The organism is Luteolibacter ambystomatis (assembly GCF_018137965.1).
In the GTDB taxonomy this organism is placed as follows: Bacteria; Verrucomicrobiota; Verrucomicrobiia; order Verrucomicrobiales; family Akkermansiaceae; genus Luteolibacter; species Luteolibacter ambystomatis.
Map to the genome: position 1 here is coordinate 3,672,168 of NZ_CP073100.1, position 12,911 is coordinate 3,685,078.

At 62.7% G+C, this 12,911-nt stretch carries 8 protein-coding genes; 3 read left to right on the forward strand and 5 right to left on the reverse strand.

All coding sequences use genetic code 11. The features are described from left to right. Window positions 1–39 precede the first annotated feature (39 nt). Together ppdK and KBB96_RS13995 are read left to right on the forward strand one after the other, a co-directional pair. Window positions 40–2,919 carry a pyruvate, phosphate dikinase gene (gene ppdK, locus KBB96_RS13990; protein WP_211630065.1) on the forward strand — a complete coding sequence of 960 codons (2,880 nt, stop codon included), beginning with the start codon at window positions 40–42 and terminating at the stop codon, window positions 2,917–2,919. 164 nt (window positions 2,920–3,083) lie between these two features. Further along, on the forward strand, window positions 3,084–4,061 hold the full coding sequence (locus KBB96_RS13995; protein WP_211630066.1) for a thioredoxin family protein: 978 nt from the start codon (window positions 3,084–3,086) through the stop codon (window positions 4,059–4,061). A gap of 69 nt (window positions 4,062–4,130) precedes the next feature. Here the strand turns inward: KBB96_RS13995 and KBB96_RS14000 are convergent, their stop codons facing one another. After that, a complete protein-coding gene (locus tag KBB96_RS14000) occupies window positions 4,131–6,239 on the reverse strand; it encodes a sulfatase-like hydrolase/transferase (protein WP_211630067.1) in 2,109 nt (702 codons plus the stop codon). A 179-nt stretch (window positions 6,240–6,418) separates the two neighbouring features. Between KBB96_RS14000 and KBB96_RS14005 the strand changes: the two genes are divergently transcribed. Then, window positions 6,419–6,778, forward strand: coding sequence for a (2Fe-2S) ferredoxin domain-containing protein (locus KBB96_RS14005; protein WP_211630068.1), 360 nt, complete (start codon window positions 6,419–6,421; stop codon window positions 6,776–6,778). A 57-nt stretch (window positions 6,779–6,835) separates the two neighbouring features. Here KBB96_RS14005 and KBB96_RS14010 read toward each other — a convergent pair whose 3' ends face one another. From KBB96_RS14010 to KBB96_RS14025, 4 genes are all read right to left on the reverse strand, one after another. After that, the gene (locus KBB96_RS14010; RefSeq protein ID WP_211630069.1) at window positions 6,836–8,407 is read right to left on the reverse strand and encodes a sulfatase family protein; all 1,572 of its coding nucleotides are present in this window, start codon (window positions 8,405–8,407) and stop codon (window positions 6,836–6,838) included. 70 nt (window positions 8,408–8,477) lie between these two features. Next, complete coding sequence (gene mdoH / locus KBB96_RS14015) at window positions 8,478–10,706, reverse strand: glucans biosynthesis glucosyltransferase MdoH (protein ID WP_211630070.1); 2,229 nt, start codon at window positions 10,704–10,706, stop codon at window positions 8,478–8,480. Next, on the reverse strand, window positions 10,706–11,314 hold the full coding sequence (locus tag KBB96_RS14020) for a hypothetical protein (RefSeq protein ID WP_211630071.1): 609 nt from the start codon (window positions 11,312–11,314) through the stop codon (window positions 10,706–10,708). The genes mdoH and KBB96_RS14020 overlap by 1 nt, the downstream gene beginning before the upstream one ends. Beyond that, the gene (locus tag KBB96_RS14025) at window positions 11,290–12,867 is read right to left on the reverse strand and encodes an OpgD/OpgG family glucan biosynthesis protein (protein ID WP_211630072.1); all 1,578 of its coding nucleotides are present in this window, start codon (window positions 12,865–12,867) and stop codon (window positions 11,290–11,292) included. Before KBB96_RS14025 ends, KBB96_RS14020 begins: the two co-directional genes overlap by 25 nt. Window positions 12,868–12,911: the final 44 nt, after the last annotated feature.

A 12,911-nucleotide genomic window follows, 5' to 3' on the forward strand; every position in this document is an offset into this window, starting at 1 on the left:
TTCATCCGTCCCGAAGTCTCACAACCCGACTAACACCACATGGCAACGAAAAAGAAGGCCGCCAAACCGGCTGCCAAGAAGTCCGTCAAGAAAGCGGCGAAACCCGCCGCCTCCACCGAGAAGAAGATCAAGTACGTCTACACTTGGGGCAATGGCAAAGCCGACGGCAACGGCAGCATGAAGGCCCTTCTGGGTGGCAAGGGCGCGAACCTCGCCGAGATGACCCGCATCGGTCTTCCGGTGCCTCCGGGATTCACCATCACCACCGAGGTCTGCACCTATTTCTACGGCCACAAGAAGACCTATCCGGCCGTGCTCCAGGCCCAGATGGAATCCGGCGTGCGCAACATGGAGAAGATCATGGGCTGCAAGTTCGGCGACGCCAAGGGCATGCCGCTCCTTGTCGCCGTCCGCTCCGGTGCCCGTGACTCGATGCCGGGCATGATGGACACCATCCTCAACCTCGGTCTCAACGACCAGACCGTCCTTTCCCTCGCCGCCGCCACCAAGAACGAGCGCTTCGCCTGGGACTGCTACCGCCGCTTCATCCAGATGTACGGTGACGTCGTTCTCGGCGTGCAGAAGGCCGAAGGCGAAGACCACGAGCCCTTCGAAGTTGTCATCGAAGGCTTCAAGCACGAGAAGTACGGCAAGGATCTCGTTGATTCCGATCTCACCGCCGAAGACCAGCAGGAGCTGGTGAAGCGCTTCAAGGCTCTCGTGAAGCAGCGCACCGGCAAGGGCTTCCCGAACGATCCCTGGGACCAGCTCCGCGGTGCCGCCGGCGCCGTGTTCGGTTCCTGGATGAACGACCGCGCGATCGTCTATCGCCGCAAGTACAACATCCCCGCCGAATGGGGCACGGCCGTGAACGTGCAGGCGATGGTCTACGGCAACACCGGTGACACCTCCGGTTCCGGCGTGGCCTTCACCCGCAACCCCGCCAACGGCGTGAACGAATTCTACGGCGAATTCCTCGTCAACGCTCAGGGCGAAGACGTGGTCGCCGGTGTCCGCACCCCGGAGCCGGTCGCCCTCATGAAGAAGGCGATGCCGAAGCCCTTCGCGGAACTCATGAAGGTCCGCACCATCCTTGAGAAGCACTTCAAGGACGTGCAGGACGTCGAGTTCACCGTGCAGGAAGGCAAGCTGTTCATGCTCCAGACCCGCAACGGCAAACGCACCGCCGCCGCCGCGCTCAAGTTCTCCATGGACATGGTCAAGGAGAAGCTCATCGACTGGAAGACCGCCGTGCTCCGCAACCCGGCCGACCAGCTCGACCAGCTCCTTGCCCCGATCTTCGACCTCGCCGAGGTCAAGAAGGCCAAGGAACTCGCCAAGGGTCTCCCCGCCGGTCCGGGTGCCGCTTCCGGCAAGATCTACCTCAACGCCGACCGCGCCGCCGCGGCCGCCGAGAAGGGTGAAGTCGTCCTCCTCGTCCGCAACGAGACCAGCCCGGAAGACCTTCGCGGCATGATCGCCGCGGAAGGCATCCTCACCGCCAAGGGCGGTGTGTCCTCCCACGCCGCTCTCGTCGCCCGCCAGATGGGCAAGGTCTGTATCTGCGGTGCTTCCGCCGTGGAAATCGACTACGACAAGAAGACCGTCACCGTGTCCGGCCAGGTCTTCAAGGAAGGTGACTACCTCTCCATCGACGGCACCTCCGGCACTGTCTACGGCGGCCAGCTCAAGACCGCTCCGTCCGAGATCATCACCGGCATCGTCAGCAACGACAAGGCCGCCCAGAAGACCGAGAAGTTCAAGAGCTTCCTCCAGCTCATGAAGTGGTGCGAACAGGCGACCAAGATGGGCGTCCGCACCAATGCCGACACGCCGGAGCAGACCCGCATCGCCGTGGCCTTCGGTGCCACCGGCATCGGCCTGACCCGCACCGAGCACATGTTCTTCGAAGGCGACCGCATCGACGCGATGCGCGAGATGATCCTCGCCACCACCCTGGAAGCCCGCAAGGCCGCCCTGGCCAAGCTCCTTCCTTACCAGCGCGAGGACTTCACCGGCATCTTCACCACCCTGAAGGGCCTGCCGGCCACCATCCGCCTCCTCGACCCGCCGCTTCACGAGTTCCTGCCGCACTCCAAGGAGCAGCAGCTCGATCTCTCCAAGAAGATCAACGTGCCGGTCGAGAAGATCATCCAGCGCGTGCACGACCTGCACGAGTTCAACCCGATGCTCGGCCACCGCGGCTGCCGCCTCGGCATCGCCTATCCGGAAATCACCGAGATGCAGGCCCGCGCCATCTTCGAAGCCGCCGCTGACGTGGCGAAGAAGAAGATCAAGGTGAAGCCGGAAGTGATGATCCCGCTCGTCGGCTTCCAGAAGGAATTCGACCTCCAGGCCGAGATCGTCCATCGCGTCGCCAAGGAAGTGATGTCCGAGAAGAAGGTGAAGTTCGACTACCAGGTCGGCACCATGATCGAAGTCCCGCGCGGTGCCCTCACCGCCGACGAGATCGCCAAGGGCGCCGAGTTCTTCTCCTTCGGCACCAACGACCTCACCCAGACCGCGCTCGGCGTCAGCCGCGACGACATGGGCGCGTTCCTCATGCCTTACATCGAGAACGAAGTGTTCAAGAAGAACCCCTTCGCCACCCTCGATGCCACCGGCGTGGGCCAGCTCATGGAGACCGCCGTCGCCAAGGGCCGCAGCACCCGTCCGAACATCAAGCTCGGCATCTGCGGCGAGCACGGTGGTGATCCGGATTCCGTCAAGTTCTGCCACACCCTCGGCCTGAACTACGTGTCCTGCTCACCATACCGCGTGCCGGTCGCCCGCCTCGCCGCCGCCCAGGCCGCGATCGAGGAAGCCGCCAAGGCTCCCGCCGCCAAGCCGGCGAAGAAGGCCGCCAAAAAGGCTGCTCCGGCCAAGAAGGCTGCGAAGAAGGTCGCCAAGAAGAAGTAATCGCGAAAGCGGTCACTCCGACTGACTGGTTCCAAAGCCGCTCCGGTTTCCCGGAGCGGCTTTTTCGTGCGTGCCCGCCGGAATTCCAAAGCACACGGCTCAGGATACTTTCATCACGATTCCCATTGCCACTCCGGGCGATCCGGCTGTTTGGTAGCCGCTTCATGAAAACGACTTTCAAGCATCTCGCGTTCGCGGCCGCCTCGGCCCTGATCTGCTCCGGTTCCGCGTTCGCCAGTGGTGAAGGCTGGGTCACCGATTTCGAAGCCGCCAAAAAGCAGGCCGCCGCGGAGAAAAAGGATCTGCTCATCGACTTCACCGGCTCCGACTGGTGCGGCTGGTGCATCAAGCTCGATGAGGAAGTGTTCTCGAAGGATCCCTTCAAGGAAGGCGTGAAGGACAAGTTCGTGCTGGTCTCGCTGGACTTCCCGCAGAAGCCCGAGAACAAGGCCAAGCTCGGCGAAGCCGCCCAGGCCCAGAACAAGGAGCTTCAGAAGAAGTATTCCGTCAGCGGCTTCCCCACCATCATGCTCTGCGATTCCGAAGGCAAACCCTTCGGCCAGACCGGCTACCAGCAGGGCGGCCCGGAGAAATATGTCACCCATCTTGACGAGCTCCGCGCCGGGAAGAAAACCCGTGACGACGCTTTCGCCGCCGCCGGCAAGGCCGAGGGCGTGGAGAAAGCCAAACAGCTCGTCGCCGCCCTCAAGGCGATGAAGCTGGACGATGATCTCGTGTCCTCCTTCTACGGTGACATCGCCACCCAGATCAAAGCCGCCGACCCGAAGGACGAAACCGGCTTCGCCAAAGCCGCCGCCGCCAAGGAAAAGCAGGAAGCCTTCCAAAAGGAAGCCATGGGCCTGATGCGCTCCAAGGACACCGATGGCCTCGTCGCCCTGGTGGACCGCACGTTGAAGGACGAGGGTCTCGATGGTGAAGCCAAGCAGCAGGTCATCATGGCCAAGGCCTCCGCCTACGCCCAGACCGGCAAGTTCGACGAAGCGATGAAGATCTGCGACGAGGCCGTCGCCCTGGCTCCGAAAAGCGAAGCCGCTCCGATGATCGAAAGCTTCAAGGGCCGCCTGGCCAAGATGAAGGAAAAGGCCGCCGAAGCTCCGAAGGAAACGAAGGAGAAGGAATAAGCCTCCGGTTTTCAAAACCCGACCACAAAGCCATCCCGGTGCTTCCGGGGTGGTTTTTTTTGAGGTGGTTTAATGCGAGAACGCCGAGGCAGGCACCGGCTGGCGGCCGATGCCCGGACCGCTCCATTCGAAGCCCAAGGCAGGCGTTCCACTACGATGTGCGTAGTAGAGACGGAAGGCGTGGAGGCCGGCCTTCAGCAGCACCTTGCCTTCCTGTTCCACCGCTTTCGAGCCGAAGCCGCCGTCGATCACCATCGCATCGTGCAGACGCAGTGAAACGCCGGCGTCCGCCTTGCAGAAGAACGTGTATTCGCCATCGGCCGGCACCTGGATGAATCCGGACCAGAGCATGCCGGCGTTTTCTTCTCGCGATAGATCGGAGACCGCCGGCCGCGGCGATACACCGGATTTCGAGAGAGACATCGTATCGAACTTCGGCAGCCATGGGAATTCCCCCTCGTAGGCCTTCCAAACAACGCCGGGCTCCGGCTGTGCCACCTTGTCAGCGGGCACCAGTTCGCTGTCGTAAGGGCGCTTTGCCGCGGAACTCGGGCGGCGCAGTTGCAGCACTTTGTCCTTCATCTCCTGCTGCAGCGCGGAGTTCTGCGCGGCGAGGTTCTTCGTCTGCTGCGGATCCTGCACCACGTTGTAGATCTCGAAGTCGTCCGCGTGGCTCTTCACCGCGTAGCGGACACCGGTCATGTCCCCGAGGCGGATCACCTGCATCTGACCACGCTGGCGGTCGCGATGGGAGGCATCGAACTCCGGAAAAGACGGCGTGCGACCGGCGACCGAGTATTCCACATACACGGTCGAGGGTTTCTGTTCACCTTTACCGGTCAGCGTTGGCATCAGGGAAACGCCATCCGCCCGGGCGGGTGCGGGCACTCCGGCCATCTCGGCGAAGGTGGTCATCCAATCGTGGGCCTGGCACGGCGCTTCATTCACACGCTTTGCAGGCACGGAGGCAGGCCAGCGCACGATCGCGCCAGTGCGGATGCCCCCCTCCCAGCAATCCCGCTTGATCCCATCGAAGGGACCAAAGCTGCGGAAGAAATTCGGCTGGAGTTGCTGCTGCTTCAAATAAGACTCGTTGCTCGGACCGTTGTCCGTGGTGAAGACGAGCAACGTGTTGTCATCGATCTTCAGGTCCTTCAGGAGTTTGACAAGATCGCCCACGCAGTCGTCGATGCGGTGAACCGAAGTGGCGTAGCGCTTGAAAACATCCGGCCACGGACGTTTCTGCACGGTCGGATCCTTTTTGCCGAACCACTGCGGCCCGGTGTAGGTCGCGTTCGCGAACTCCGGATAGCAGTAGGAATCCACCTTGCCGGTGGCGGACGTGATCATCCGGCCCGGCTTCCCCGTCCACTGCATGCCGCCTTTCAGACCGCCACCCAAAGGATAGGGACCTGTCGGCAGCTCGGTGGTGGCGTGTGGCGTGTCATAGGCCAGATAAAGGAAGAACGGCTTGTCCGGTGCGGAGGTCTTTTGATCGACGATCCATTTCTTCGCACGCGCGGTGAAAAGATCGGTGGTGTAACACTTGTCCAGCTGGGCGGAGATCTCCTTGTTTCCATCCCAAACCTGCTTCGCTCCGCGATAAGCCCCTTCCTTCGGATAGTGCTCGTGCCCATCGGCGTGGCGCACATAACCGAAGAAGTAGTCGAATCCACGTTTCGTCGGGTAAGCCGGCCAGGTTTCCGGCGATCCGGTCTTCTGTCCCTTTGCTTCATCGACTTCCCCATCACCACCGGAGGGCGATCCCTGCAGACCCCACTTGCCGATCACGGCGGTGGAGTATCCCGCCCCCTTCAGCACGGAGGCGACGGTGTGATTGTCCTCCAAAGCCTTGTCGAACTGGTTGTCACGGACGTTCGCGTGGCCCTGATGCACACCGCTGAGGAACGAGGCCCGGGAAGGTGCGCAGACCGGTGCCGGGCAGTAGTGGCCGCGAAGCTGGATGCCTTCGTCCGCCATCTTGTCGAGGACCGGAGTCATTTCCGCAGGCAGCTTTTTCTCCGCGAGTTGTTTCTGGAAAAACGCGCCGACATCACCGTAGCCCAGGTCATCGGTGAGAATGTAGATGATGTTCGGACGGGGCGCGGGGGCTTCCGCCAGGGCCAACGGGCCAAAAATGATCATCAGCGCGAGGCTGAACAGCGCGGGAATCTTCATGATACTGATGGGATCGGAAACAGCCGGGAGCTGCCACCTGGCCACGACCGGCCAGCCAAAGCCTATGACCGATCGCGGAACAGTCTTACACCATCCGCAGCAGGAAATGGTCATGCAAAATGCCTGCGTCTTCCGAAATTTCCTCTCGCGTCCGCGCCCGGGCCGATTCACCCACGGGCATGGACGATGAACTCCGGAACGCGGCGAAGGCGGCGGGTGTGGACAAAGCCACCCGCCACATCTTCCTGTGCGCCACCCCGACCAAACCCAAGTGCTGTGATCCGGTGAAGGGCGCGGAATCGTGGGAGTTCTTGAAACGCCGTCTCGCGGAACTGGGCCAGGCCGCACCGGGCGTCCTGCGCACGAAGGCGGATTGCCTCCGCGTCTGCCTGCGCGGTCCCATCGCCGTGGTCTATCCGGAAGGGGTCTGGTATCACTCATGCACGCCGGAGGTGCTGGAAGAGATCGTCACCCGGCACCTCGTGGGTGGCAAACCAGTCGAGGAATGGCGGATCACTACAGCCCCGACCTCTGATTGAAGCGAAGAGAGTTTCAGAAGCTTGGCGGCTGGAAACCGCCGCCACGATCCGCGAGCCTCAGTCCTCCAGCTTCTCCGCCTTGGCCTTCGCGACCATGAACTGGAGTTCCGGCAACAGGTCTGCCACACGGGCCGGAGTCGTCCCCGGCTCTCCGTCGTTCTTCTGAACCGGCCCCGGTGTGGTGCGGCCATCGTGGATGGCCTTGGCCAGCACAGCCGAGAGTTCCTTCACCTTGCCCGTTTCCTTTTCGGCGAGGTTGGTCTGCTCGCGGGGATCGTCCTTCAGGTTGTAGAGCTGCACCGGATAGAGAGTCTTCGATTCGGGAGAACCAGGTTTCGGCGCGGACCAACCTCCTGAGTCCGGGCACAGGCATAGCTTCCAATCGCCCTTCCGGATCGCGAACGAACCGTTGATCGAATGATGAATGGTGAACTCGCGCTTGTGGCCATCCTCTCCTCTCAATAATGGCAGCATCGAGAAGCTATCCTCGGCCGCATCCGCCGGAATCGCAGCGCTTTTGCCGATCACCTCCGCCGCCGTGGCGAAAAGATCGGTGGTGCAGATGGTGGTGGCGCAGGTGGAGCCCGCCTTCACCACCGACGGCCAGCGGACGAGGAAGGGAACCCGGTGCCCACCTTCCCAAATGTCCGCCTTGGTGCCGCGCCAATCACCGTTCGGCTTGTGCCCCTTGGCAATCATCGGCGGAATGTCCGCGTGCGGCGAGCAGCCGTTGTCCGAAGTGAAAATCACGATCGTATCCGCAGCAGTTCCGGAGGCTTCGATTTCCGCGAGCAGCTCACCGACCACCCAATCCGTCTCCATCAGGAAGTCACCGTAGAGGCCGAAAGGCGATTTCCCCTTCCAGTTTTCCGATGGGACGATCGGCGTATGCGGGCTCGTCAGCGGCAGGTAGAGGAAGAACGGCTGCTCCTTGGATGCCGCCGCGCGCTTGATGAAACCGCGGGCCTCACGGGCGAAATCGCGGAGGCAATGATCGGCTTCGAAATCCTTGGCCGCAGGTCCTTCCCGCAGCCACTTCTTCGTCACCGTGGGAATCTCCGCCGCCTTGTCGTTCTTCAGATAGACGAAGGGCGGCATGTCGAGTGACGCGGAAATGAAAAAGTCCTCATCGAAGCCAAGCGTGAGCGGGCCGTTCTTCACAGGCTTGGAATAATCCAGTCCCCATCCCGTGCCTGCGGTCGGACCGGATTCAGCCTTGGCCGGAGCCGCGGGTTTCTCCCAACCGAGACCAAGGTGCCACTTGCCAATGAAGCCTGTGTGGTAGCCGGCTTGCTTGAGAAACGAAGGCACGGTCACCCGATCCCCCGGGATCAATGCCGGACTGTTGCCGGAAAGCACCCCCTGCTTGAGCGTGGACCGCCAGTTGTAGCGGCCGGTCATGATGCCATAGCGGGTCGGGGTGCAGACCGAGGAGGACGTGTGGGCATCCGTGAAGCGCATCCCCTCCTTGGCCAGACGGTCCAGATTCGGCGTTGCCGCTTTGCCTCCTGCCAGTTGGGGATCGCCGTAACCCATGTCATCCGAGAGGATGTAAACGATATTGGGAGCGGCGGACGCCACCGTCACGCAGCCCAACCACAGCGCCAAAAGACAACCCACAAACTTCATCAGCCCACCATACCCTCGGGCAGGTTGGGCTTTTACATGAAATTGTTGGTTTCCCTTCGAATCGGGCCGATCAAACGGCGTCCGGCTCGGTGCGGATACGGTAGCTTTCCACCGCCTTGCCCCATGAGGAATGGAGGGCATCGAAAGGCCGCGACCACACCGCGCGGTGCATGGCGAGCACCGAGGGACCGTGATAGAGGATGTTCGCCAGCTCGTCCTTCTTCAAGGCGGCTGCACCTTCCTTAAGCATCTTCTCGGCGAGTTCCGCGTGATCCTCATCCGGATCGGAGGCATCCAACAGCGAAACGTGGACGCCGTTCACGTACGGATCTACGACGGCGGCGATTACGCCCTCGCGACCGGGTGCCTTCGCGGTCAAAGCAGCATCCACCGCGGCCTGCGCCTGGTCTGCCAGCGTCATGATTTCCGGCGGGCTGATCTCTTCCGGGATGGAAAACAGCTTCTTCGATTTCAGAGCCTGACCGTAGCGGACGCGGCTGGTCAGGACCGACATCGGAATGGAAAGCAGCATGCCGATCAGGATCGGACTCATCCACAGCGCGAACGAAGGTCCGATCCACAGCGCGAGCGCGGTCCACGCCACTCCAGCGATAAAGGCCGGGCCATGAACGGACACCGCCTCACCCCAGCCTGTGCCATCGGTTTCGCGGGTCTGGTTGCCCCAGCTCACGGAGGCGCCCATCACCATGCCGAGGATCATGAAGGTGTGCGCGATCATGATCGCGGGCGCCATGAACATGGAGAGCACCATTTCCATGAACACACCGAGAATCAGCGGGATCGCACCACCGAAGGAGCGCCGGGTCGGTCCGTGCAGGACGGCCCCGATCAGGGCCAGGATTTTCGGCAGGAACAGCATGACCACCACCAGCCCCATCAGAATCAGGGCCTGGTCGTTGGGGGCCATTTTCAAAGCGAGGTCACGGAGGTGGCGCAGCTCCGTCGAGACCGGCTGGAGGGAAGGCCATTGGCTGACCCAGGTCGCCAGCTTGTCCAGCCACTCGACGAAACGGCTGACGACCGGCAGGTCACTGAGGCCGCTCTTGTGGCGATCCCACGCGACGTAAGTCCCAAACAAAAGGAACAGGAACCACAGCGGACTGCCGAGGTAGGCCATGATGCCCATGAACAAATGGACACGCGATGGGAGCGGGAACTTGCGCGCGAAGACCAGCCACATGTGCTGGAGATTGCCCTGGCACCAGCGGCGGTCGCGCTTGAGATGGTCCACCAGCGTCGGCGGGGCCTCCTCGTAGGTGCCCACAATGTCCCAGGCGAGCCAGACTTCCCAACCCTCACGAACCATCAGCGCGGCTTCCACAAAGTCATGGCTGAGGATACGGCCGCCGAACGGCTCGCGTCCGGGAAGCGCGGGCAGCTCGCAAAACTCTGAGAACGGCCGCACACGGATGATGGCATTGTGGCCCCAGTAGCTGCCGGAGTTGAGCTGCCAATAATTGAGTCCGCGGATGAACAGCGGCCCGTAGAGGCGCATCGCGAACTGCTGCATGCGGGTGAAGACTGATCCGCCGCGGATCAACTTCGGCGGTGTCTGCAGGATGCCTAGGCGCGGATAGAGTTCCATCGTGCGCGCCAGCTTCACGATGTCGCCGCCGTCCATCAGGCTGTCCGCATCGAGCACCACCATGGCCTCGTAGTGGCCGCCCCAGTTGCGGACGAAGTCGCCGATGTTGCCGGCCTTGCGGTTCTCGTTCTTGCGACGGCGGCGGTAGTAGATCTTTCCAAAGCCATCGAGGCGGCGGCACATGTTCGTCCACGCAACCTCTTCCTCCACCCAGCAGTTCAGGTCGGTGGTGTCGCTGAGGATGTAGAAATCGAACGCATCGAGCTGTCCGGCGGCCTCGATCGAGCGGTAGATCGCCTCGACACGACCGCAGACCTTCACGATGTCCTCGTTGTACACCGGCATCACCACGACGTGCTTCTGCGTGAGCGGACCGGTCTGGCTCTTCGCGAGATCGGTGATGCAGATGGCGCGGCGGCGGCCGCGGATGAAATCCCACACACCGATGAAGGCGTGCATGGTGCCCAGCGTGAGCAGGCCGTTGAGGAGGAGGAACAGGCCCAGGATCAGGCCGTGGGCCTTGTGGAGTCCGAGGCGGTCATAAAGATCGAACAACCAGATCCCTGCCACCAGATTGATGGTGAAGACGAGACCGAAGAAGATCGTCCGCCGCACCCCGGCCGTGAACAGGCTGGTGTAGGGCTTGGCTCCGGTGGGTGGGCCGCTGTCGGCGTGGGGAGAAGGAGAATCCATCAACGGGGAAGTTTGATATCAGGGCCGAAGATGAACCAGAGTCCCGCGACGATCAGGACGATCAGGAAGAAGAAGAACATCTTCCGGACGACCGGGCGGCGGTCCATCGTTTCCCACCACTGGGCGGCACCGGAGCCGATCGCGTTCAGCTCCAGCGGACGCGGGGTCATGGTGAGCGCGGCGAATTGCGGACCGGCGGAAAGGTAGGACTTCCGCATCGCCTCCACGAACGCGGGCGGCCATGGCTCGGGGGTGAGGAACACGGACTGCCACTGGCCCGGCATGTCCGTAAGCAACAAGGCCAGACGACCACGGGCGGCGAGGCGGCCCTGCTGGAGCGGCTCGGCGAGCACCTGCTTCGTCCATTCCGCGATCTCCTTGAGCGTCTCATCCATCGCCAGGCTGCGGACGGAAACGCCCGGCTCCTGGGCATGGCGGGCGGAGGCACGCCAGAGGATGCCGCGGACCAGCTCCGCTACCAGCAGGCGGTTGCGGATGCGCAGCGCCCCCAGATACGCCTCCACGGCGACGTAGGCTTCCTCCCACTCGACGAGTTCCCCTTCATTCAGGGGACGGAGGGCGGCTAGGGAATGATCCGGTTGACCCATGTTTCAGTAAGGAAATCGTCTCCCTGCTTGAGCGAGACGCGGATATCGAGCGGTCCGACTTCGGACAATTTGCCGCCTTCCTTGGCCGGGGCGATCTGGAAGCCGGCGCGCCAGCGGTCTCCAGGCAACGGCTGGACCGCCACGCCCTGGATCTTCGCACGCTCCTTGCCATCGCCGGTGATCTCCACCATCGCGGTGGGAGCAACTTCCTTGCCATCCTTGTCCTTCAGGCGCTCCGGCGCGATGCCGGAAAACTCAACCGCCACGGTGCGCTGCTCCGGCTGCCAATCGTGCAGGCCGGTACGGGTCGCCACCACATGGCCACCCGCCTTGGCCGGGTCCTCCGCCATCGTCCAATGCTGGCGGTAGACAAATTCCATCCGCTGGCCCGCCTGCGGTGCCTGTGCGGGCTCCCACATCGCGACCACGTTGTCGGAAAGCTCGTTGGAGGTCGGGATTTCCATCAGGAACACCCGGCCGCTGCCCCAATCGTTCACCGGCTCAATCCACAGCGACGGACGCTGGTCGTAGGATGCTTCGCCGTCCTCGTAGGCGGCGAAGCGGCGGTCACGCTGCAACAGACCGAAGCCCGCCAGCTTGTCCACGGCGAAGTAGTTTTTCTCCAGACGGCCGGTGTCGTTCGCCAGCGGACGCCACAGGCTTTCTCCCGCTCCGGTCTTGATCGCAAGACCGTCGGAGTCGTGAACCTCGGGGCGGAAATCGTCGAAACGGCGGCGGGAATTCTCACCGAACCAGAACATGCTCGACATCGGAGCCACGCCGAAGGTCTTCACGCCCTTGCGCGGATAGAGCACGGCCTTGACCGTCATCACCGTGTCATCGCCCGGCTGGATCACGAAGGCATAGGCCCCTGCAACAGACGGACCATCCAACAGCGCGAGGATCTGCGCGGCCTGGTCGCCCTGGTCCGGCTTGCGCAGCCAGAATTCACGGAAGCTCGGAAATTCCTCGGCGGTGCCTTCCTCTCCGGTATCGATCGCCACGCCGCGGGCGGAGATGCCGTAGCGCTGGCCCTTGCCGAGCGCGCGCCAGTAGCTGGCTCCCTGGAAGACCACCAGCTCATCGAACTTGTCCTGCTTGTTCAGCGGCGCCAGCAACCGGACCCCGGCGAAACCGGCGTTCGGCGGGAACTCGCCCTTGTCCTTGATGAGCGCGCCGTAGTCGAAGAACCCCGGCGTGAAGCGGACTTCCTGCGAGTGGGTGGAGGTGAACTCGCGGATCTGAACCGGCTCCCGATAGAGATAGCCGGGGTGGAAAAACATCGCCCGGAACGGCAGATTCGCCTGCAACCACAAGGCTTGGTCGTCACGGAAACGGATGTCCCGGTATTGGTCGTAGGACAGCGCCTTCATCCATCCGGGCAGCGCTTCGCGGTCGGGAGCCTGATAGGGCTGCGACGCCAGCTCTTTGGCGCGGGCTTCGATTTTCTGGAAATCGACGTCCTCGCGCAGCCAAGTCTGCGCGCGGGCGAGTCCGCTGGCTGCGACGACCCCGAGCGCAAGGGCTATGGGCCGGTAGGAATGGAGTGGCATAGGGAGGCCCTTATCGGACGACGAACGCCACCCTACTGTCAATT

Coding starts and splice junctions, on each gene's coding strand:
- KBB96_RS14005 (WP_211630068.1), top strand. CDS start 6,419: ATGGACGATGAACTCCGGAACGCGGCGAAGGCGGCGGGTGTGGACAAA.
- KBB96_RS14010 (WP_211630069.1), bottom strand. CDS start 8,407: ATGAAGTTTGTGGGTTGTCTTTTGGCGCTGTGGTTGGGCTGCGTGACG.
- KBB96_RS14020 (WP_211630071.1), bottom strand. CDS start 11,314: ATGGGTCAACCGGATCATTCCCTAGCCGCCCTCCGTCCCCTGAATGAA.
- ppdK (WP_211630065.1), top strand. CDS start 40: ATGGCAACGAAAAAGAAGGCCGCCAAACCGGCTGCCAAGAAGTCCGTC.
- KBB96_RS14025 (WP_211630072.1), bottom strand. CDS start 12,867: ATGCCACTCCATTCCTACCGGCCCATAGCCCTTGCGCTCGGGGTCGTC.
- mdoH (WP_211630070.1), bottom strand. CDS start 10,706: ATGGATTCTCCTTCTCCCCACGCCGACAGCGGCCCACCCACCGGAGCC.
- KBB96_RS14000 (WP_211630067.1), bottom strand. CDS start 6,239: ATGAAGATTCCCGCGCTGTTCAGCCTCGCGCTGATGATCATTTTTGGC.
- KBB96_RS13995 (WP_211630066.1), top strand. CDS start 3,084: ATGAAAACGACTTTCAAGCATCTCGCGTTCGCGGCCGCCTCGGCCCTG.